The organism is Pasteurella testudinis DSM 23072, assembly GCF_900176075.1.
Taxonomy (GTDB): domain Bacteria; phylum Pseudomonadota; class Gammaproteobacteria; order Enterobacterales; family Pasteurellaceae; genus Chelonobacter; species Chelonobacter testudinis.
This window is the reverse complement of record NZ_FWWV01000002.1, coordinates 83,190-106,192: the sequence shown is the minus strand read 5'-3', so window position 1 is coordinate 106,192 and position 23,003 is coordinate 83,190. Positions and strand designations below refer to the sequence as shown.

Genomic DNA, 23,003 nt, shown 5'->3' with positions numbered 1-23,003 from the left:
TTTCCCTTTTTCGTTACTTGCTAAATAAGGTGATCGATTCCAAATGGGCGGTGTGCGGAAACATATCAATCGCCGCGCTTTTTTCAATTTTATAGCCGTGTTGCAACAGATATTCACTGTCACGCACCAAAGTGGCAGGATTGCAGGAAACATACAATATTTTTTCTGCTTGCAATGCGCACAAGTGCGGTAGCGCAAACAGTGCCCCGCTGCGCGGCGGATCAAGCAGCACTTTGTTAAAACGGCGTGTCGCCCAGGCTTGATAGGCAAAAGTGCGGTCTAAATCGCTTTGGTAAAATTCAACGTTTTGCACTTGATTGGCGGCGGCGTTGGCTTGTGCCTGTGCGACCATCTCCGCTACGCCCTCAATCCCGACCGCACTTGCTACTTTAGAGGCCAACGGCAGGGTAAAGTTTCCCATTCCGCAAAATAAATCCAGCACCCGATCTTGCGGCTGCAAATCGAGCCAGTCAAGGGCGGTGTCGATCATTTTCTGATTTAAAGTGCGGTTGACCTGAATAAAATCACGCACTGCAAACGCCAGTTTTTGCCGGTTATCCAATTGATAATACGGAGTATCGCCGTGCCAATGCTGAATTTGATTTTCTTGTTCGCAAACAAACAGTTGCAATTGATGATCGGCGGCAAACCGCAATAACCGCACTTTGTCGTCGGCGTGGATTTCGCCTAAATGGCGCAACAACATCGCCGCGCCGTTGTCTGCCGCCACCAGTTCGATATGTCCCAATTGCGCTTTGCTGCGCCATTGCGGCAGCCATGTTTGTAATGCCGCCAACACCGCGTTCAAGTGCGGTTCGGCAACGGCGCAGTGATCAAGATTAACAATTGCTTTCGAACGGCGTCGGCGCAAACCGAGTGTCAGGGTTTTGCTTTTTTTATCGAACAAAATACTCAGGCGCAAACGGCGGCGATAGTGCCATTCGTCGCCGGTCAACATCGGCTGAAAGGCAATTTCCGGCTGCAAACGAGTTAAGCGTTGTTGTAACGCCTGTTGTTTCACCTGCTGTTGCAGCGCCAACGGAATATGCTGCATTTGACAACCGCCGCAGTCGGCATAATAACCGCACTTTGGCTGCCGGCGTTGCGCGGAGGCTTGCAGGATTTTCTCGGTCAGGGCGTGGCCGTACTGTTTTTTATCCTCCAGCACCCGCACTTCCACTTGTTCCTGCGGCAGCGCATTTTCCACAAACCAGGTTTTGCCCTGCGCACGGGCAACCCCCAAGCCTTGATAATCCAGACGGTCAATCGTCAGTATCATTTTTTTCGGTTGGGTGGTTTTTTTGCGTTCAGTATAAAAAAGTGCCATCGCGGAATGTTTTCAGGTTAATCCAAATTAGGCGTTATTATAAAAGCGAAACGGCGGAAAGCGAAATAGTCTGTTGGGATAAGTTATGCCAAAATAAATGAGCAGTATTCCTCATGCCGACGGAATTACCGAGTCTTCCCTTGCGTACTAAAAAGAAAAAAGAGAAGTGCGGTTCATATCACAACCGCACTTTAGATCGAAAATTATTGCCAGTGTTTCAATTTTGAAGTTTTGCCGATGCCAGGATTGAAACTGTTGGTCGGATCCAGATCGTGGTAGAATTTTTTTAGTTCCGGTTTGGCGTGATACAAATGCCCGACATTATGTTCCGCCGGATATTGTGCACCGCGTTGATCGAGCAATGTCAGCATCTCTTCTTCCAACGTATGCGGATCAGTGCCTTTTTTGATGATGTAGTCTTGGTGGAAAACATGGCACATAAAATGACCGTAATAGAGTTTATGGATACATTTTTGATCAATTTCCGTCGGCAGCGTTTCAAACCAATTACGATCGTTGCGGCGCAGTGCCACGTCCAATGCCACAATATCTTCGACGGCTTTATGGTTGATGATCCGGTAGCGCACGGCGGCACCGGCGACGGCAAAGCGGTGCAGCATAGCGGCTTGCGATTCTTCGGCGTTGCAAACGAAGAAATTGCCGCTGTGCTCGGCAAAATAGCGCTGCAAGAACGTCTTCGCTTCTTCAATGCCGCTGCCCGCCATTTTTAAGATCAAATGGTGTTCATATTGATCACGGTATTCCAACATCTTTTTCGGCAAGTGCTGCGGCAGAATTTTGCTGAACAGTTGCAGACTTTTATCGGCGATATGTTGCGGTAGAAACCGCACTTTGCTACACAGTCTGTCCACTTTATTTTTCAAACCGAAGAGTTTCGGCAGATTATTGGTGCCTAACTTTTTAATCGCCCAAAACGTATCTTTGCCGTAAATCGTTGCCACATCAAAGGCTTCACGGTGAATGTATTCGCCTGATACCGGCAGGGATTCGAATTGGCTCAAAATATGACGGCGGATATCGTCTAATTCGGCGGTGTCGTTGCTGCCGATATAGAAAACCTGCGTATTTTTTTCTAACGGGAAAGTGTCCAGACGCACGGCAAATACCATGAGTTTTCCGGCGCAGCCCGAAGCCTCGTGTAAACGGCGCGGATCAGCGTTGAAACGGGCGGCGCTGTCGGCATCGACCTGACGCACATGGTCGCAATAGTGGTGATCGTGTCCGCGGCGTTCATCGTTTTGAATATCCGATTCGCGATAACGTTTTTTCTCCAAGCGTGATAGCATCTCTTCCGCGTCATCGCCCAAATCAATGCCTAAATGGTTGACTAAATGCAGTTTGCCGTCGCTGTCGATTTGGGCGAATAGTGCCATTTCGGTATAAGCCGGACCGCGCTGTACCAATGCGCCACCGGAGTTATTGCAAATACCGCCCAACACCGATGCGCCGAGGCAAGACGAACCGATAACCGAGTGTGCTTCTCTCCCGTGTTTCAGCAATTCGGCTTCCAGTTTAAACAGCGTGCTGCCCGGCAGGCAAACCACTTGTTCGGCATTATTGATCAGCTGAATTTGATCGATGCGCATGGTATTGATAATCACCACATCGCGATCATAATCGTTGCCGTCGGGGGTGGAACCGCCGGTCAAACCGGTATTGGCGGCTTGAGTAATCACAATCACATCGGCTTTGACACACGCCTGTAAAATGCGCCACTGCTCCAGCAAAGAACTTGGAATGGCGACCGCCAGTGCTTTGCCTTTGCCGAAGCGGAAGCCTTGCCGATAAGGCAAAGTGCGGTTCGGATCGGTAAGCAGGTGTTGCTCACCGACAATTTTTTTCAACTGCTGGATTAAGGTGCTTTGTTTTTGATTATAGGACGTCATGCGATTTTCCTTAATTGTGTGATCAATAGCGTCCTAGTCTATACGCTTTATTTTAAAATAAACAGCTTCAGAGCGGCGGAAAACAGATTTAGCCGCAAAGTAAAAAAACGTTTTGCAGCGCCGGAAAAATATGGTATTTATGTAGACAGATGAATGAATTTAAAGCAGTTAAAGCAGATTGGAACAATAAATGCAGCAGAATGGGCAAGTAAGCCGAATTATTAGCACTCTTCTCGGGTTGGTGATTATTATTATCACCGACAGCGAGCGGTGTTGCTAATTGGTCTGTACCAGTCTTTACCAGTAAACCCTCGCTAACCGCTGAGGGTTTTTTTGTGGGTTTGAAACGGTTTATCAATAAAAAGTGCGGTAAATGAGGAAGAAATGAACGGAGCAAGATTAGTCACGGAGAGCTTGAAGGCTCATCAGGTAGAGGTGATTTTCGGTTATCCCGGTGGGGCGATTATGCCGGTGTATGACGCGATTTACGATTCGGGGCTGGATCACCTGCTCTGTCGCAATGAGCAAGGGGCGGCAATGGCGGCGATCGGTTATGCCCGCGCCAGTAAAAAAGTCGGGGTGTGTATCGCCACTTCTGGGCCGGGCGCGACTAACCTGATTACCGGTTTGGCAGATGCCCTGCTGGACTCGGTGCCGATTGTAGCGATCACCGGACAGGTGGCAACGCCGTTTATCGGCACCGATGCGTTTCAGGAAATTGATGTGTTGGGTTTGTCACTGGCTTGCACCAAGCAGAGTTTTATCGTGCAAAATATTGAAGAATTGCCGTTGATTTTAGCGCAAGCCTTCCAAGTGGCGCAAAGCGGGCGGCCGGGGCCGGTGTTGGTTGATATTCCGAAAGATGTGCAATTTGCCCCGACTTCCGCACAACCGATGGTGTTACCGCTGGAGAACGCCCCGGCGCAGCAAGCCGACAACCTGCAACACGCCCAAACCTTATTACAACAAGCCAAACGTCCGGTGCTGTATATCGGTGGCGGTGTCGGCATGGCAAATGCCGTGCCTGCCTTGCGCTGTTTCTTGCAAACGACCCAAATGCCGTCGGTTTCGACCATCAAAGGTTTGGGCGCGATTGCCGCCGATACCCCGTATTATATGGGTATGGTCGGTATGCACGGCACCAAAGCCGCTAACTATGCGGTGCAGGAAAGCGATTTATTGCTGGTGTTCGGTGCGCGTTTTGATGATCGCGTGACCGGCAAATTGGATACGTTTGCGCCGCACGCCAAAGTGATTCATGCTGATATTGATGCGGCGGAAATTAACAAGCTGCGTAAGGCAGACGTGGTGTTGCGCGGCGATTTATCGCAGGCGTTTGATGCACTTGCGACCGCACTTTCAATCGCTGATTGGCAGCAGGATATTCAACGCTTAATCACCGATTTTTCGTTTGTCTATCCGCCGAACGAACATCAGGATACCATTCACCCGTGGACGTTGTTGAAAACCTTATCGGCAATGCAGCCGCAAAGTGCGGTGATCACCACCGATGTCGGGCAGCACCAAATGTGGTCGGCGCAACATATGCAGCATAACTTGCCGGAAAATTACCTCACCTCTGCCGGTCTCGGTACGATGGGCTTCGGTTTGCCGGCAGCGGTCGGTGCGCAGAAAGCACGTCCGGACGATTGTGTGATTTTAATCAGCGGTGACGGTTCGTTTATGATGAATGTGCAGGAACTGGGCTCAATTAAGCGTGGCAACTTGCCGATCAAAATTTTATTGTTGGATAATCAACGCTTAGGCATGGTGCGCCAATGGCAGTCGCTGTTTTTCAAAGGTCGCCACAGCGAAACGATTTTGGACGATAATCCGGATTTCGTTACTCTGGCGGCGGCGTTCGATATTGCCGGTGAACGGATCGAACACGGTTATCAGGTGCACGATGCCTTACAACGCCTGCTGCATAGCGAAGGCGCTTATCTACTGCACGTTTGTATTGATTCCGATGAAAATGTTTGGCCGTTGGTGCCGCCGGGCGCCAGCAACGAAACGATGTTGGAAGACATTGGCGTTTAATGCTCGATGTTTAATGATTAATCTGAGCCAAAGTGCGGTTTGACCTATTAAAGAGACAGAATATGAAAGAGTATCAATTAACCCTACAAGCCCAATGGCGACCGGAAGTGTTGGAACGGGTGCTGCGTGTGGTGCGCCATCGCGGCTACCGTTTGCGCCAATTGCAGATGACGTCAAGCGGGCAGCAGATCAATTTGGCATTCAGCGTCAGCAGCGAGCGCCCGATCGATGCGTTGGTCAATCAGTTAAGCAAGCTGTTTGACGTGCAAAATGTGGCAGTAAAAGAATAACGTTATCAACAGAAAAGTGCGGTTCGGGCGGATAGCTAATCCGTCCCTACAATAATACAGAATTGAGTGATTAAACAGAGGAAAACAGTATGCCTAAATTACGTTCGGCGACCAGCACCCAAGGTCGCAATATGGCAGGGGCGCGTGCGTTGTGGCGAGCGACCGGCGTGAAAGATCAGGACTTCGGCAAACCGATTATTGCGGTGGTCAACTCCTTTACCCAGTTTGTGCCGGGGCATGTGCATTTGAAAGATATGGGGCAACTGGTGGCGCGTGAAATCGAAGCGCATGGCGGCATTGCCAAAGAGTTCAACACCATTGCGGTCGATGACGGCATTGCGATGGGGCACGGCGGCATGCTGTATTCGTTGCCGTCGCGCGAGCTGATCGCGGATTCGGTTGAATATATGGTGAATGCCCATTGCGCCGATGCGATGGTGTGTATTTCCAACTGTGACAAAATCACCCCGGGCATGTTAATGGCGGCATTGCGCCTGAATATTCCGGTGATTTTCGTCTCTGGCGGTCCGATGGAAGCGGGCAAAACCAAACTGTCTAACCAGTTGATTAAACTGGATTTGGTCGATGCCATGATTCAAAGTGCCGATCCGAATGTCAGCGATGCCGACAGCGAAGCGATAGAACGTTCCGCTTGTCCGACCTGCGGTTCGTGTTCCGGTATGTTCACCGCCAACTCGATGAACTGCTTGACCGAAGCCTTGGGCTTGAGCCTGCCGGGTAACGGTTCTTGTTTGGCAACCCATGCCGATCGTAAACAGCTATTCTTGCAAGCCGGAACGCAAATTTTAGAATTGTGCAAGCGCTATTACGAACAAGACGACGACAGCGTCTTACCACGTTCAATTGCCACCAAAGCGGCATTTGACAACGCCATGAGCCTTGATATTGCCATGGGTGGCTCGACCAACACCGTACTGCATTTACTGGCAGCGGCGCAGGAAGCGGAAGTGGATTTCAATATGGACGACATTGACCGCCTGTCGCGCGTGGTGCCGTGTTTGAGCAAAGTTGCGCCGAACACCAATAAATACCATATGGAAGACGTACATCGCGCCGGCGGCGTAATGGGGATTTTGGGCGAATTGGATCGTGCCGGTTTACTCAATAACCAAACCCGTACCGTGTTAGGCTATTCCATGTCAGAGCAGTTAGATCGCTACGACATTATCCGTACCGATGATGAAAAAGTGCGGTCATTCTTCCGCGCCGGCCCTGCCGGAATCCGCACAACCCAAGCGTTTTCGCAAGATTGCCGTTGGGATACGCTGGACGATGACCGCACTTCCGGTTGTATCCGCAATAAAGCCAATGCTTACAGCCAAGACGGCGGTTTGGCGATGTTATCCGGTAATTTGGCAGAAAACGGCTGTATCGTTAAAACTGCCGGTGTCGATGAATCGATCTTGAAATTCCAAGGCAAGGCGAAAGTGTTTGAAAGCCAAGATGATGCGGTGGCGGCAATTTTAGGCGGCAAAATCGTCGCCGGTGATGTGGTGGTGATCCGCTACGAAGGGCCGAAAGGCGGACCGGGCATGCAAGAAATGCTCTATCCGACCAGTTACCTCAAATCCATGGGCTTGGGTAAAGCCTGTGCGTTGCTGACCGACGGTCGTTTTTCCGGCGGCACGTCAGGCTTATCAATCGGTCACGTTTCGCCGGAAGCGGCGAACGGCGGCACAATCGGTTTGGTGCAGGACGGTGATTTGATCTCGATTGATATTCCCGAGCGTAAAATCGAACTGTTGGTGGACGACAGCGTATTGAGCGCGCGCCGTGCAGAACAAGAGAAACTGGGCTGGAAACCGAAAAACCGCCAACGCCAAGTGTCGCTTGCGCTGAAAGCCTATGCGATGTTGGCGACCAGTGCCGACAAAGGCGCAGTGCGTGATCGTAGCAAATTGCAAGACTAAGTGAGTGAAATGATGACTATTTCCGCACAACCGAACGGCAATGAATACCTGCGCGCGGTGCTAACCTCGAATATTTATGATGTGGTCGAAGTCACGCCGTTGCAGAAAATGGAAAAATTATCGCAACGGTTTGGCAATAATATTTATATTAAGCGCGAAGATCGCCAGCCGGTGAACAGCTTTAAAATTCGCGGTGCTTACGCCATGATCGCCGGTTTGAGCAACGAACAAAAAGCCGCCGGCGTGATTGCCGCCTCGGCAGGCAACCACGCGCAAGGGGTGGCGTTATCGGCACAAAAATTGGGCTTAAAGGCACTGATCGTGATGCCGCAAAATACACCGTCGATTAAAGTCGATGCGGTGCGTGGCTTCGGCGGCGAAGTGCTGTTGCACGGCGCAAATTTTGACGAAGCCAAAGCCAAAGCGATTGAGCTGTCGCGCAGCAAAAACATGACCTTTATTCCGCCGTTCGATCACCCGTCGGTGATTGCCGGACAAGGTTCGTTGGCAATGGAATTGATTCAACAATCGCAACACATCGATCGCATTTTTGTGCCGGTCGGCGGCGGCGGTTTAGTCGCCGGTGTGGCGGTGTTGATCAAACAATTAATGCCGAACGTGAAAGTGATCGGGGTGGAATCGAAAGATTCCGCCTGTTTGCAAGCCGCTTTGGCAGCCGGTGAGCCGGTCGATCTGGATCGGGTCGGGTTATTTGCCGACGGGGTGGCGGTGAAGCGTATCGGCGATGAAACTTTCCGCGTCTGCCAGCAGTATTTAGACGAAGTGATCACCGTTGACAGCGATGAAATCTGTGCTGCGGTGAAAGATATTTTTGAAAATGTGCGTGCCATTTCCGAGCCGTCAGGGGCACTGTCGCTTGCCGGTCTGAAAAAATACGCCAAATTGCATAATATTCAAGGCGAAACGCTGGTGAATATTTTGTCCGGCGCTAACTTGAATTTCCACAGCTTGCGCTATGTCTCCGAACGTTGTGAAATCGGTGAAAAACATGAGGCGTTGTTGGCGGTGACGATTCCGGAACAAAAAGGCAGTTTCCTCAAATTCTGCCATCTGTTGGGCGATCGGGCGGTTACCGAATTCAACTACCGTTATGCCGACAATAAGCAAGCCTGTATTTTTGTCGGGGTGCGAATCAGTGGCGGCGAAGCGGAGAAACAAGAGATTATCAGCCAACTGCGGGTTAACGGCTATGACGTAAAAGATCTGTCCGACGATGAGGTGGCGAAAACCCATATCCGTTATATGATCGGCGGCCACAGTACCAGCTCGCAGCCAGAGCGGCTTTACAGTTTTGTGTTCCCCGAACAAAAAGGTGCGTTGGTCAAATTTCTGCAAACGTTGGGTACGCAATGGAATATTTCACTGTTCCACTATCGCAACCACGGCGCGGACTACGGCGATATTCTATGCGCTTTCCAACTGAGCGAAGCCACCGAACAGGTGTTTAACCACCATTTGCAAGAGCTGGGCTATGCCTATCAGGATATTACCGATTCGGATTCGTATCAGTATTTTCTTAAATAGGATTAGTGCCACCACAAAACGAACCTGCTGAATTAAGCAGGTTTTTTTATGCTTTTAATGTCTGTCATTATCTCTGTTTATTCCTTTTTATGATTAAAATTTGATTTATTTATTCCAATAAATTATTATAAATGCGGTTTTTATTCTGATAAGTGAAATTGAAGAATGATTTTTAATCCTACCTAAGGAGTTAACGTTTTGTTTTCTTTATTAAAAAAGCGGTCAACGTTTAGTTTGCCGGTTTTTATTCCGAGTTTTTTATTTGTATTAATGGTTGCCGTCGCCTGTATCGCCTTTCCGCAAGCGATACAGCAATGGCTGAATACGGCAAAAAATTATGCGTTTGACTATTTCAGTTGGTTTTACATTCTGTCGGTCAGCTGTTTTATCCTGTTTTTACTGCTGTTGGCGATGAGCAGTTTGGGCGATATTCGCTTGGGCAGTGATGATGAGGAAGCGGAATATCCGTTTTTATCTTGGATTGCCATGTTGTTCGCCGCCGGCATGGGGGTTGGCTTGATGTATTTCGGCGTGGCGGAGCCGCTGATGCATTCGGTTGCACCGATTACCCAAGATAACCCGCAGAAAAACGCGATGCTTTATACCTTTTTCCACTGGGGCGTGCACCCTTGGGCGATTTACGGCACGATTGCATTGGCGCTGGCTTACTTTGGTTTTCGTTACCGTATGCCGCTGTCGATACGTTCGGCGTTTTATCCGTTATTACGCGATAAAATCCACGACGTGTACGGGCATATTATTGATGCCTTGGCGCTGATCGCCACCCTGTTCGGGATTATTACCACGCTGGGTTACGGTTCGTCACAGCTGAACGCCGGTTTACAGGCAGTGGGCATTTTAAGCGAAAACAGTTTTTTCAGTAACTCGATGGTGATTATCGTGGTGGTCAGTATTGCGGTGCTGTCGGCGATTTCCGGTGTGGGCAAAGGTGTGCGCCGTCTGAGTGAAATCAATTTGGGATTAGCGTTGACGCTGATGTTATTCGTGCTGTTTAGCGGCTCAACCATTTACCTGCTATCGGTTTTTTCGGAAAATATCGGTTATTACCTGAGTAATTTAGTCGAAATCAGTTTCCGCACGTTTAGTTATGATCCGCAGCACACCGACTGGTTCAGCGGTTGGACAGTGTTGTATTGGGCGTGGTGGTTTTCGTGGGCGCCGTTTGTCGGCTTGTTTATCGCCCGAATTTCACGCGGCAGAACCATTCGTGAGTTTATTCTCGGCGTGCTGATTATTCCTTCCACCTTTAATTTGTTATGGTTTACTATTTTCGGTGACAGCGCTATTTTGCAAGATGTCCAGCATAATGGGGCATTGAGTGCGCTGACCTCGGCGCCGGAAACCCTGCTGTTTGCCTTTTTAGACTATTTTCCGCTGCCGACCTTGAGCGGTTTGTTGGCGCTGTTGATTCTGTCGCTGTTCTTTATTACCTCGGCGGATTCGGGGATCTTCGTGTTAAACAATATTGCGTCCAGCGGTAAAATCACCGATATGCCGAAGTGGCAAAGCGTGTTGTGGGGTGTGATTATGATGATCCTCTCAATCGGCTTGCTCAATTCCGGCGGTTTGGGGGCGGTGCAGGCGATGACGCTGGTGGTGGCGCTGCCGTTTGCCGTGATTACGGTGCTGATGTGCTTCAGCCTGTTACAAGGCTTGCGGGTGGATAAAAACTATTTCAACACCCGCTTGAACCAATCCACCGTATTTTGGAGCGGCGACAAATGGAAAAAACGCTTGGGACAGATTTTGAAACAGACCCAAGAAGCGGATATTCAACAATTTTTAGCGCAAGTGGTCAAACCGGCGTTTAGTCAATTGCGTGACGAATTGGTCAATAAACATCAGCTACAGGTGGAAATTAACGAAACGGATGAACCGCAACGCAGTGTCGAACTGGTGATCCATAAAGGCGTGATGCGTGACTTTATCTACGGGGTGATGATTCAGCGCACCGATACCGCACTTTCGATGCAGGAAGAGCAGAGCGTGCCGAGTATGAAGCATGAACAGGTGTTTGAGCCGGTGACCTATTTTGGTGACGGACGGATTGGCTACGATGTGCAATATATGACCACGGAAGAGCTGATCGCCGATGTGTTGAAACAGTACCAGCGTTATTTGGTGCTGCTCAACAGCGAGGCTAACGAACTGATGGTGCAAGCGCCGCTGGAACCGACGGTATAAACCGCGGATTTGTCGTCATTTTGCCATAAAAGAAGCGATAAGGTATTGTCTACCCTATCGCTTTTTTTCTATTCTTTTTGCACCAAATCAGACTATTTCACGCTGAACATATAGGTGCTATACATTTTTTTCTTCTGACACACTTTTTGATCCGGGAATTCGGCTTCATGGCTGGTTTTCAGTTTCCAGTTGCCTTGTAATGTCGGAATAAAATTCATGATTCCTTTCTTATCGGTTTTGCCGGAAAAGGCTTGCGGTTCACGATGATCCATCACCGCGTCCCAATCCAATTTGGTCAGGGTGTCGGTGGTGCCGATAATGGTTGCGCCCTTCACCGGCTCGCCGTTATACAACACTTGCACCGGCACTACCTGCATCGGTTTGATTTGGCTTGGGTCGATCAATGGCACGATTTCCAGCTCTAACCCAATCGGTTTTTGCGCAAAGTCCGTGGCTTTAGCATCGCCAAGATTAAAGTAAGTGGTGGCATACATGCTGGATTGCTCACAGTAATTTGCATCAGGCACTTCGTTCATACTTTGCATTTTCCAACCGTCGGCATTTTTTGACCAGAAGGTCGGGCGATAGGTTGAACTGATTTTATATTCGCCTGCGCTCAATGCTTTTGGCGTGACATAGTGATAGTTTTCCCCCTGCTGTTGCAGCGCCTCGGTTTTGCTTGGCGTAACCAACTCCAACGGTGGGAAAATGCTCAGGCGTTTTTCCGGAATCGGATCGCCGGCCGGGAAATTATCGCCGTAGCCCAACACCGCCAGTAACGGCTTTCCTTGTTCGGCCTCTTGCGCATACACCCACAAATCATGGGCTTGGGTTAATGAACTGGCGGATACGGCACAAAGTGCGGTCAACAGAACTTTTTTCATCAATTTTACCCTCTTCAATTATCAATCATGTGAATTGTTGATTCTCATTTATTGAACTGCAAATGAGAATTGATTGCGATACTAGCATATTTTCATGACAGAACAATGACAAATTTGTAAAGCAGTGAAATAAATTTTCAGAACTAAAGAGATGACTAAAAAATATTGAGTCTTAATAAAACAAGATGTAGATCAAAAAATTGAAGATTTCTTTGGTGAAATCGTATTTAACACTTTAGTTTATTTGAATTTTATTGACAATATATGTGTCTTTGTAAGGTTATACGATAACAATGATATCCATTTTTAAATAATAAAAAATTAGGTGGCGTATGAAAAAACAACAAGCAATAAAATTAGGACTAACTACATTGAGCCTTTTGGTATTAACTGCGTGTGGTGGTGGTGGTGGTGGTGGTGGTGGTGGAGGTTCGGCAGATAACAATCAAGCGGCGCCGATAAATCCGGCAACGACAACACCGGCTGTAGAAACGCCGAGTACTCCGGCACCGGAAAAGCCGGAAGATACGTTTACACTTCCGGCAGCGAATGGTGGTGGATTTAAATATAATTTTAATCACTCAAAAGCAACAGATGTGCAAGCTATTACAACCGCTGGCAATATTCAAAAGATTCAGGTAGACGGTAAAACATTAAGCATTATACCGAACACTTACGGGCTTATTAGTCCAAATATTAACCTAAGTACGCTTTGGCAAAGTGATGGTAAAGTGATGGTTTGTTGCGGCACGAAAGAGAATATTGATTCTGTGAAAACAGGTTTTGTTTTAGATGGAGAAATTGCCTATGCATTCTATCATGGCCTAAAAACGCTTGAAAACGAGATGCCGAAAACAGGAACGGCAATTTATAAAGGTAATGACACAGCACAGCTATATACGTTAAGTGATGGGCTTCAAGGACCAATTTATTATGAAAATCCTCAAAACCCTGATGTAATACGTTATGCAACAGGAAATGTTGAAATTGTGGCTGATTTTGGCAATAAGACGATTGATGGCGGATTATACCAAAAAGGTAATGATCTCCCACTGGTACTGCTTACCGGCGATATCAGAGGTGTTGATATTGTAGGTACATCGGTACTTAATGTTAATGAAAGAGAGATAGAGACATGGCAAGTAGGAGATCGACTGACCGCTCCGCTCACCGGTGCTTTCTTCGGTGAGAATGCAAAAGAAATTGCCGGTGAAGCGCATAACGGTAAATGGGGTGTGGTGTTTGCCGCTGGGAAGCAATAAAAATGGCGCCAGTTAAAAAATAGCTTATAATCAGGGCTGTCTAATTTAGATGGCCCTATTTTTTGAGAAGAAAAATGAAGATAACCCATTCTTTTTATATGTTTTCAACGCTGACATTAGCGTTATCAAGCGGTTTAAGTGCGGTTGCCTATGCCGAAACCGTCACACCCGAACAACTGTCACGCATGGATCTGCCGGACGAGCGGATTCAGGTGGCGAAACCGGAATTGCCTAAGCCGAGGGTGCAAGTACAGGATAGCCAATCGGCGCAATCGGTCAGCATGACCAAAGAGCAGTTGGCGCAATATCCCGAATTGGTGGTGCGGGCTTTGATTCCGGCGCTGATGCAAAATAATACCGAAGGTGTGGCGCTGTTGCTGCCGATTTACCGTCAGCAAAAACAGACCGATCCTGATTTGTTGACGTGGGGTGAGGCGATCTTGGCACGCCAGCAAAACGACTATCGCCGCGCGTTGACGTTATACCGCACCTTGTTCGCCAAAAATCCGGCGTTTATTCCGGTACGCTATCAAATGGCGCAGGTGCTGTTTTTGAATAACGATAATGAAGCGGCACGGGATCAATTTGAGAAATTGCGCACGGAAAATCTGTCGGCGGAATCGTTAGCGCATATCAATCAATATCTGACCGCACTTAACAAACGTGACGAGTGGTCGTTTCACGGCGGTTTGAGTTATCTCAACGAACGTAATGTCAATAATGCGCCGAAAGCCGGTACGGAAGTCGGAACATGGAAGGCGTGGCAGTCAGAAGCCGCCGAGGGCGTAGGTTATAATTTAAGCGCCGATAAAAAATGGTCGTTGAGCGACGGATTTTTCAGCAAGCTGAATTTAGCGGGCTACGGGCGCTATTATTGGGACAACAAAAAATATAACGAATTGAATGTGCGAATCAGCGCCGGTTTGGGTTATCAAACTGCGCAAACCGAAGTCAGTTTAATGCCGTTCACCGAACGTCGTTGGTACGGCGGCGGTTCGTCCGGCAGCGACAGCTTAAAGCGTTTCTCGCAAAATTCCGGTTTGCGTTTGGATATCAGCTATTGGTTGGCGCCGCGTTGGCAGCTTTCAACCGCACTTGAGTACGGCGAACAGCGTTACACCACGCGTAAGCACTTAAACGGTAACAACTATTTATGGTCAAACACGCTGTTGTATATGCCGAACAGCAACCAATATTGGTTTGTCGGCAGCGATTACAGCCGTGACAATGCGCGTGATAAAAGCGATGCCTATCAGCGCAAAGGCGTGCGTATCGGTTGGGGGCAGGAGTGGTCGTGGGGGATTTCCAGCCGGGTTGCGTTGAATTACGCCCGTCGCGAATATAAAAAAGAGGTGGCGGTGTTCGGTATTCGGCAAAAAAACCACGAGTACGGCGCACAACTCAGCCTGTGGCACCGAGACTGGCATCTTTGGGGCATAACGCCGCGCATTACTTGGGCGTATAACAAAGTCAGCAGTAACAATCCGTTTTATACTTATGACAAAAATCGGGTTTATCTGGAAGTTAATAAACGTTTTTAAGGTTGTTTGACACCGCACTTTACCCCCGTCGGGTGCTAACCGCAGCGTCCGATGGACTTCATTGGCAAACAGACCTGTCCGACACGGCTATTTTTGTTTCGTATAGCCTGCTCTGGTGCTAGAATATCGCCAATTTTTCAAGATTGAATAACTTATAGGAAATGCCATGCGTACATCACACTACTTACTCTCCACCCTCAAAGAAACGCCGAACAATGCGGAAGTGGTCAGCCACCAATTAATGCTGCGCGCCGGCATGATTCGTCCGTTGGCGTCAGGGCTGTATATCTGGACCCCGACCGGCTTGAAAGTGTTACGCAAAGTGGAAAAAATCGTGCGTGAGGAAATGGACAAGAGCGGTGCGCTGGAAGTGTCGATGCCGGTGGTGCAGCCGGGTGATTTGTGGGTGGAATCCGAACGTTGGGAGCAATACGGGCCTGAGCTGTTGCGTTTCACCGACCGTGGCGACCGCCCTTTTGTATTAGGACCGACCCATGAGGAAGTGATCACCGATTTGGCGCGGCGTGAGCTGAGCTCTTACAAACAGCTGCCGATTAATCTATACCAAATCCAAACTAAATTCCGTGACGAAGTGCGTCCGCGTTTCGGCGTGATGCGCTCGCGCGAATTTTTGATGAAAGACGCCTACTCTTTCCACCTGAGCCAAGAGAGTTTGCAGCAGACTTATGATCTGATGTATCAAACTTACAGCAATATTTTCACCCGCTTAGGCTTGGATTTCCGTGCAGTACAGGCGGACACAGGATCAATCGGCGGCAGTGCCTCCCATGAATTTCAGGTGCTTGCCGCCAGCGGCGAAGACGATATCGTGTTTTCCACTGAATCGGACTACGCCGCCAATATCGAACTGGCGGAAGCGGTCGCCTTAGGCGAACGTGCCGAGCCAACGGAAGAACTGCGTTTAGTCGACACGCCGAACTGCAAAACCATTGCCGCATTGGTGGAACAATTCGGCTTGGCAATTGAGAAAACCGTGAAAACCCTGATCGTACACGCCAGCGAAGAGAGCGGCCATAAGTTGGTGGCGTTGATGGTGCGTGGCGATCATGAACTGAACGAAGTCAAAGCGGAGAAATTGGCTGAAGTTGCCAGTCCGTTAGTGTTTGCTGACGAAGCGGAAATCCGTGCCGTAATTGGCGCTGGGGTCGGTTCATTGGGGCCGATTAACCTGCCGATTCCGCTGATTATTGACCGTACCGTGGCCAATATGAGCGATTTCGGCGCCGGGGCGAATATTGATGATAAACACTATTTCGGCATTAACTGGCAACGTGATTTACCGTTGGCACAAGTCGCCGATTTGCGTAACGTGGTCGAGGGCGACCCAAGTCCGTGCGGCAAAGGTACGCTGCAAATCAAACGTGGAATTGAAGTCGGGCATATTTTCCAACTGGGCGATAAATATTCGCAAGCGATGAACGCCACCGTGCAGGGCGAAGACGGCCGTCCGCAAGTGATGAGCATGGGTTGTTACGGTATCGGCGTGAGCCGTGTGGTGGCGGCGGCGATCGAACAAAACCATGATGATCGTGGCATCATTTGGCCGGCGCAAATCGCCCCGTTCCAAGTGGCGATTGTGCCGATGAATATGCACAAATCCGAAGCGGTGCAACAGTACGCCGAAGAGCTGTACCGCACTTTGCAGCAGCAAGGGGTGGAGGTGATTTTTGATGATCGCAAAGAGCGCCCGGGCGTGATGTTTGCCGATATGGAATTAATCGGTGTGCCGCACACCATCGTGATCGGCGAGAAAAATCTGCTCAACGGCGAAGTGGAATATAAAAACCGCAAAACAGGCGATAAGCAGATGTTGGCAAAAGATCAGGTATTGGCATTTTTATCGTCAGTTTAAATCAGTACAATAAAAATCAGGGGAGCCGTAAATATCGGCTCTTTTTTATTTGTCGCTGATCACAAATTAACCAAATGACAGTTTGTTTTTTGATGTAGTTGTTTTACCATATGTTATGGTATGTTTTTGTTGTTTTTTGTAAACTCATAACATTAGATAAACATCAGAGACAATTAAGTGATGAAAAAATTTTTGATCTTTCTGTTATTGTTCAGTGGGTTGGTGCAAGCGGAAACTCTGTTTATCGGCAAACGCCATGCCCCGTTAAGTTGGGATCCGATTGATAGTTATACTATGTTCTGGGGCGCTGTCGCCTCTAATCTATATGATGGCTTAGTGCTGAGAACTGAAACGTTTGAGCTGAAACCCGGGCTGGCGCAAAGCTGGCAAATTCTTGATGACGGGCTGCGTTTCCGTTTCCAACTGCGTCAAGATGTCAGATTCCATAACGGCGAACATTTTGATGCCGAATCGGTTAAATTTAGCTTTGAGCGCTTGTTGCGCAACGAAGGTAACAGCGCATTACAACTGGCGTTATATGATTCGATTAAACAAGTTAACGTTATCGATCCTTACACCATCGATTTTGTACTTCACCGCCATGACCCGTCTTTCCTGACCAAATTGGCAGGCTACGGCGGTATGATTGTGCCGCCGAATTATATTAAAACCTATGGCGAAAGCCACTTTGATAAAAATCCGGTCGGCACAGGTCCGTTTAAATTCGTTGCTTCGAAAGACAATGACATTTTGCATTTGCGCGCCAATCCAGACTATTTTGCCGGACAAGCGAAAGTAGAGCATTTAGTGTTTCGTTTTATCGCCGATGAAAAAGTGCGGGTGCGCGAATTTTTGGAGGGGCGGCTGGATGTGTTGCAAGACTTGCCGTTTTCCGATGTGCCGCGCGTGAAAAACGTTAAAGGGGTGGATGTGGTGGCGGTGAAAGGCTTGACCGTGCAGACCTTGCAATTTAATTTGATCGAGCCGCTGATGCAGGATGTGCGCGTGCGTCAGGCACTGAATCTGGCGGTGGATAAACAGGCGTTGATCAATATGCTGTTGAACGGTTATGGTCGTCCGGTTGCCGGTTTACAAACTGAAATGACGTTTGGTTATGACCCTGATTTGAAGATTTATCCGTATGATCCGGCAAAAGCCAAAGCATTGCTACAGCAAGCGGGAGTGAAAGCCGGCGAGAAGTTGGTGATTAACTATCGCAGTAGCAATTACAGCCTGTATGAAATGGCGCGTGCAGTGGCGGTGTTTTTCAAAGATCTGGATTTCAAGGTGGAATTGAAGCCGATCACACAAGAGACTTATTTGCGCAGTAGCTTGATGCCGGCCAATAAAAACGATGAAATCTTCCAATTCGGCTGGAATGGTTGGACGTTGGATTTTGGTGATAGCGCCTATTTGCTGTTTCACAGCGGACAAGCGTGGAATCCGCTGATTCACTCGCCGGAATTAGACGCACTGTTGGATCAACAACGGGGTTTACGCGATTCGCAACAACGGCTCAATATTTTACGCGAAATCGCTGATTTGGCTCATCAACAGGCGTATTACCTACCGTTATTTGCCGAAGATGCGATTTACGGCGTTTCCGACAAAGTAAAAAATTTTATTCCGGCCGCCGATGGACGCATGCGTTATTTGACAACCGAAATTCAGCGTTAATGCAGAATTCCGGCGAAAATCACGCTATAATGACCGCACTTTGAATAATCCGGGCGACAGGATTTTTACGCTATGTCATGGTTGCAACTCTTATTTGGCTTTAAAGGGCGGTTAAACCGCAAAGGATTTTGGCAAGGATCCGCGATTTGTTTTGCGCTGCTGTTGCTGCTTGCCAACGTGCTGCCAACGCAACAACTGTTTCAACAAACGCCGACCGCACTTTTGGCTTCTGCCTTACTGTTGCTGGTGGGCTGGTGTTTTCTGGCAGTGGTGGTGAAACGCTTGCACGACCGCGGACGCAGTGGAAGTGCGGTCACGATCGTCATTTTTCCCGTGCTGTGTTATGTTATCGCCAATTATAGCGAGGGCATGATGGCGTGGGCGTTGGGCAAATTTTTACCGCTGTTTTTCGCGGTGTTGCTGTTACTGGATTGGGGAGTCTTTCGCGGACAAGCCGAAGCAAACCGTTACGGCGAACGAGGATTGGCGTTAAGGCTGAAATAAAATATGCTGAAAAAACAAATTATTATCTTGATATGTGCCGTTTTGTCAGCGGCGTGCAGCAGCCCGAACCGCACGTTGTCGTTTTTTGATCCGCAAGGTCAGATACGGCAGATGACATTTTCGACATCGGCAGACCGCCAACAACCTGTGGCGACGATCGGCGACCGCACTTTGTTGTTGCAGCAGCGGGAAGAGCGTAAGCTGTTGTTGGCGTTGAACCGACAGGATCAGCCGCTCAATCGGCATATCCGACATGATATTCGCGAGTTGGAACTGTACGAATTGGGGCAGGGCGGGTTTGTCGATGTTTATCGGCTGCACAGCGAAGATATTTGCCGCCGTTTTATGCGCAATCAAGCGCTGAGCGTTTCGCATGCAGTGACCTTTTATCAGCAAAATCCGCAGGGACAGCCGCGCATGTTCGGCGTGATCTCGGATTTTTCCCTCAATTATAAACAAGCGCTGATCAAGCTGAATGCCACACGAACCGTACCCGACGGCGCACAGGATTATACGGAATTGCTACAGGGCAGCGCCCGTAAAATCCACTCATTTTTAGACAAGGTAATTTGTCACCAACATTAGGAATAACAGCGTGTCAGAAATTAAATTGAATTATCATAAAACCCATTTTTTAACCAGTGCACCGGATATTCGCCATATGCCGCAAGACGACGGCATCGAAATCGCTTTTGCCGGCCGCTCCAACGCCGGAAAATCGACCGCACTTAACAGCCTGACCAACCAAAAAAGTCTGGCACGCACCTCGAAAACGCCGGGACGCACCCAGTTAATCAATCTGTTTGCCGTGGAAGAAAATTGTAAAATCGTCGATTTACCCGGTTATGGCTACGCCGCCGTACCGGAACAGATGAAAATCAAATGGCAGCAGGCGTTGGGCGAATACCTGCAAAAACGCGAATGTTTGGGCGGCGTGGTGATCTTGATGGATATCCGCCACCCGTTAAAAGATTTGGATCAACAGATGATCGAATGGGCGGTTGCCTCGAAATTACCGCTCTTGCTGCTGCTGACCAAAGCCGACAAACTCAGCCAAAGCGCGCGCAGCAAACAACTGAAGCTGGTGCGTGAAGCCATTCTACCGTTCCAAGGTGATATTCAAGTCGAAGCCTTTTCCGCGCTGAATAAAATCGGCATCGACAAACTGGCGGCAAAACTGGACAGCTGGTTTGCGCCGAATTTTGTTGATACCGACCACGCAATCGAAGCCCAATAATCCCCGATATCACTCCATCTGAAAAAATAGTTTAAGGTTGATCTTGATCCCGATCAATCTTAAATTATTTTATTATTAGTAATTATTCTTATTCTCTTTTCAAAGATATATTTTTAGTGCTAGAATAAAGAAGGACAGGCTAAATCGTTTTAGTTGAAATTAATTATGCTATGCGATTTTTTCTCCATGCTCGAAGTCTTCTCGTTAAGGCAAGAATCAGCAACTTTTTTTACTCTAATTAACCTTATTTTTGATAGGAACCTCGTTATGCAGCGAACCAAAATTGCATTATTTGTCACGGGGATTTTGCTTGGCAATGCCTCTTTTGGGGCGTATGCCGAGGAAAATGCAACGCAAACAAGTCTGACTGAAATCGAAGAAGCGTTGGCGGTGGACGATTCGTCTACAACACTTGAAACGATTCATGTTTCAGGAACGCCATTTAGCCAACAAGTCGGTACACAAAAGATTACTGAAGAGCAGATTAACAATCGTCCGTTAAGAGACGGCAATATTACTGAATTATTGCGAAACAACCCGAATATCCAGTTTTCCAATACGGCGGATAAATCAACAGCAGCCGGTGAAATAGCCCCAAATGAAGTTTCCATTAACGGTGAAAAATACTATAACAATAACTACACCATTGATGGCTTATCCAATAATGATAATTTAAATCCGGCGGCTAATAATGCTTTAACCAGCGGCGGTAACGACGTAGAAGGTTATAGCCCTACCGATTTACCTTCCGGCGGTACTCAATCTTTCTGGGTTGATACCAGTTTGTTGAAAAATGTGGAAGTATTTGACAGCAATATTTCCGCTAAATACGGACGCTTTACCGGTGGTGTGATTAATGCGGAATTGATCGATCCGCGTTTGGATAAATCCTCCGGTAAACTATTCTACCGCACTACCCGTGATACTTGGGCGAGTTTCTATTTACAGGAAGGGACGGAAGAATCTTACAATAAAGCGGAAAATTTAGGTGATCAACCACAATTTACAAAGCAACAATACGGCATTCATGTCAGCCAGCCTTTAAGTGAAAAAGCCAGCCTTTTATTTTCTTATAATCGTTCAGAGTCTAAGATTCCATATCACCATGCCTATTTAGATCAATGGGATACACAACGCCGTATTAATGAGAGTTATTTGTTAAAAGGCGTCTATTTGCCGGATAACGGTGATTTATGGAAAGCCACTCTCATGTATTCTCCGCACCGTTCGGAATATTTTAAGAAAAATATTAAAAACGGTGGGTTTACCAATACGGGGGGCGGTTTCCAGGCTAGCCTGCAGTGGGATAAGGAGTTTGATTGGGGAAAAATGTCATCGGTGATGGCCTATAAAAAATCAGGCAATAGCGTTAAGCATGAGGAGCAAAATTATTATAACTATAATAATACCAGAGGTGCTTACGATTGGTGTACTAACGCCGCTTGTTCTTCATCTCAATTTGGCGGGTACGGTCAATTTAGTACGGAAAGAGAGAGTGTAACCTTTAAACAAGATTTTAGTTTTAATACGTTGGCTACAGCAGCTATCGAGCATGATTTGAAAGCCGGCTGGGAATATATCAGTGCCGGAGCAAAATATAAACGTGACAGTGACAGCTATCTTAATGTTTATAACGCTAACGGTTATTTAACATCTTACACCTTGCATCCGGCGCGTAACGTTTCGGCAAATGATGACAACTACGCAGTGTATATTGAAGATAGTATGAAATGGAAAAACCTAAGTGCCACTATCGGATTACGTCTTGATCGTAGTGCATTTTTGGGAAATAACAATTTAGCACCGCGTTTTTCTACGTCTTATGACGTATTCGGCGATGATTCAACCCAACTGTTCGGGGGCGTCAACCGTTATTATTCCGGCAGTGTCTTAACCTATAAATTACGCAATTTAATTGGCACAAGAACAACTTGTACAGACACCAGAGCTACCGGCACTTATAATTGTACTCCCGCTACAGGCACAAGCTATGATGTCTCGGACTTGAAAACCCCCTATAGTGATGAGTACGTTTTAGGTTTTTCACAAAAGTTATACGATACGCGCTTAACATTGAAATGGGTAAACCGTCATAGTAAAGACCAATTTGTTCGTACAGGCTCAACGGCTAAAAATGCTGATGGTGTAAACACTTACTATATGACAAATTTGGGGCGCAGCAAAACGGATACGTTCACACTCAATATTAAACCGGAACAGGCTTATCAATTTAAATATGCGACAATAAATTGGTCATTAGGAGCGCAAATTTCTGATTCGGAAAGCAACTTTTCTACCTATGCCGTCAGAGAAACCGGCTATGATTACGATAAAGCCATTGTGAACGGTACTTTGAAAGATATCACGCAATTACCGACAACGGATTATAACACGCCGTGGTCTGCTTTCTTTACGTTGGATACCCATTTCCCTGATTTGAGATTGGATTGGTCGCAACGTTTTAGCTATTCTGCCGGTTATCGAGGTTACACCACTTCCTCCGGTGTTTGCCCGACTGATTACAGCGTATGCGGTAATTATGTCGGTGATGTCTTGGTTTATGATGAATATAAACAGGGGAGTTATTTTATGTGGGATTGGCACTTCGCATACAAACAGCCGACGTTTAAAACGCAATTTTTAGAATTTACGGTAGATATTAATAACGTATTGAATCGCCGTGTTATTGCCGCGTCTTCCTCTTCCGGTTCCAGCACCTACAAAATGGGCCGTAACTTCTGGTTAGGCGTAAGTTATAACTGGTAAGTTGAACAAATTTT

16 protein-coding genes are annotated in these 23,003 nt (G+C 47.7%); 13 read left to right on the top strand and 3 right to left on the bottom strand.

Annotated elements, in window-relative coordinates; translation table 11 throughout:
- Positions 1 to 13: 13 nt before the first annotated feature.
- Entirely contained in the window at positions 14 to 1,327 is a 1,314-nt protein-coding gene (gene rlmD / locus B8880_RS02030; protein WP_084255749.1) for a 23S rRNA (uracil(1939)-C(5))-methyltransferase RlmD, read from the bottom strand.
- Positions 1,328 to 1,530: 203 nt separating this feature from the next.
- Positions 1,531 to 3,234: a D-lactate dehydrogenase gene (gene dld, locus B8880_RS02025; RefSeq protein WP_084255748.1), complete on the bottom strand. Its 1,704-nt coding sequence runs from the start codon at positions 3,232 to 3,234 to the stop codon at positions 1,531 to 1,533.
- Between the two features lie 384 nt (positions 3,235 to 3,618).
- Between dld and ilvG the strand changes: the two genes are divergently transcribed.
- From ilvG to B8880_RS02000, 5 genes are all read left to right on the top strand, one after another.
- The gene (ilvG, locus tag B8880_RS02020) at positions 3,619 to 5,274 is read left to right on the top strand and encodes an acetolactate synthase 2 catalytic subunit (RefSeq protein WP_084255747.1); all 1,656 of its coding nucleotides are present in this window, start codon (positions 3,619 to 3,621) and stop codon (positions 5,272 to 5,274) included.
- A 62-nt stretch (positions 5,275 to 5,336) separates the two neighbouring features.
- Positions 5,337 to 5,564 carry an acetolactate synthase 2 small subunit gene (ilvM, locus tag B8880_RS02015; RefSeq protein ID WP_084255746.1) on the top strand — a complete coding sequence of 76 codons (228 nt, stop codon included), beginning with the start codon at positions 5,337 to 5,339 and terminating at the stop codon, positions 5,562 to 5,564.
- An 89-nt stretch (positions 5,565 to 5,653) separates the two neighbouring features.
- Positions 5,654 to 7,495, top strand: a complete 1,842-nt coding sequence (gene ilvD, locus B8880_RS02010) for a dihydroxy-acid dehydratase (protein ID WP_084255745.1) — start codon at positions 5,654 to 5,656, stop codon at positions 7,493 to 7,495.
- A 12-nt stretch (positions 7,496 to 7,507) separates the two neighbouring features.
- Positions 7,508 to 9,040, top strand: coding sequence for a threonine ammonia-lyase, biosynthetic (ilvA, locus tag B8880_RS02005; RefSeq protein ID WP_084255911.1), 1,533 nt, complete (start codon positions 7,508 to 7,510; stop codon positions 9,038 to 9,040).
- Positions 9,041 to 9,238: 198 nt separating this feature from the next.
- On the top strand, positions 9,239 to 11,245 hold the full coding sequence (locus B8880_RS02000; RefSeq protein ID WP_260337732.1) for a BCCT family transporter: 2,007 nt from the start codon (positions 9,239 to 9,241) through the stop codon (positions 11,243 to 11,245).
- A 92-nt stretch (positions 11,246 to 11,337) separates the two neighbouring features.
- Here the strand turns inward: B8880_RS02000 and B8880_RS01995 are convergent, their stop codons facing one another.
- Entirely contained in the window at positions 11,338 to 12,129 is a 792-nt protein-coding gene (locus B8880_RS01995; protein WP_084255744.1) for a DUF4198 domain-containing protein, read from the bottom strand.
- Positions 12,130 to 12,461: 332 nt separating this feature from the next.
- Between B8880_RS01995 and B8880_RS01990 the strand changes: the two genes are divergently transcribed.
- The 8 genes from B8880_RS01990 to B8880_RS01955 all read left to right on the top strand — a co-directional run bounded on the left by B8880_RS01990 (position 12,462) and on the right by B8880_RS01955 (position 22,989).
- On the top strand, positions 12,462 to 13,391 hold the full coding sequence (locus tag B8880_RS01990) for a transferrin-binding protein-like solute binding protein (RefSeq protein ID WP_084255743.1): 930 nt from the start codon (positions 12,462 to 12,464) through the stop codon (positions 13,389 to 13,391).
- A gap of 74 nt (positions 13,392 to 13,465) precedes the next feature.
- Positions 13,466 to 14,932 (top strand): surface lipoprotein assembly modifier, encoded by a 1,467-nt coding sequence (locus B8880_RS01985; RefSeq protein WP_084255742.1) that lies wholly within the window; start codon positions 13,466 to 13,468, stop codon positions 14,930 to 14,932.
- Between the two features lie 166 nt (positions 14,933 to 15,098).
- Entirely contained in the window at positions 15,099 to 16,805 is a 1,707-nt protein-coding gene (gene proS / locus B8880_RS01980) for a proline--tRNA ligase (protein WP_084255741.1), read from the top strand.
- A 180-nt stretch (positions 16,806 to 16,985) separates the two neighbouring features.
- The gene (locus B8880_RS01975; protein WP_084255740.1) at positions 16,986 to 18,482 is read left to right on the top strand and encodes an ABC transporter substrate-binding protein; all 1,497 of its coding nucleotides are present in this window, start codon (positions 16,986 to 16,988) and stop codon (positions 18,480 to 18,482) included.
- A gap of 72 nt (positions 18,483 to 18,554) precedes the next feature.
- Entirely contained in the window at positions 18,555 to 18,986 is a 432-nt protein-coding gene (locus B8880_RS01970; protein WP_084255739.1) for a DUF805 domain-containing protein, read from the top strand.
- 3 nt (positions 18,987 to 18,989) lie between these two features.
- Positions 18,990 to 19,571 carry a hypothetical protein gene (locus tag B8880_RS01965; RefSeq protein WP_084255738.1) on the top strand — a complete coding sequence of 194 codons (582 nt, stop codon included), beginning with the start codon at positions 18,990 to 18,992 and terminating at the stop codon, positions 19,569 to 19,571.
- A 10-nt stretch (positions 19,572 to 19,581) separates the two neighbouring features.
- The gene (gene yihA / locus B8880_RS01960; RefSeq protein WP_084255737.1) at positions 19,582 to 20,223 is read left to right on the top strand and encodes a ribosome biogenesis GTP-binding protein YihA/YsxC; all 642 of its coding nucleotides are present in this window, start codon (positions 19,582 to 19,584) and stop codon (positions 20,221 to 20,223) included.
- 267 nt (positions 20,224 to 20,490) lie between these two features.
- Complete coding sequence (locus B8880_RS01955; RefSeq protein WP_084255736.1) at positions 20,491 to 22,989, top strand: TonB-dependent receptor plug domain-containing protein; 2,499 nt, start codon at positions 20,491 to 20,493, stop codon at positions 22,987 to 22,989.
- The last annotated feature ends 14 nt before the right edge of the window (positions 22,990 to 23,003 follow it).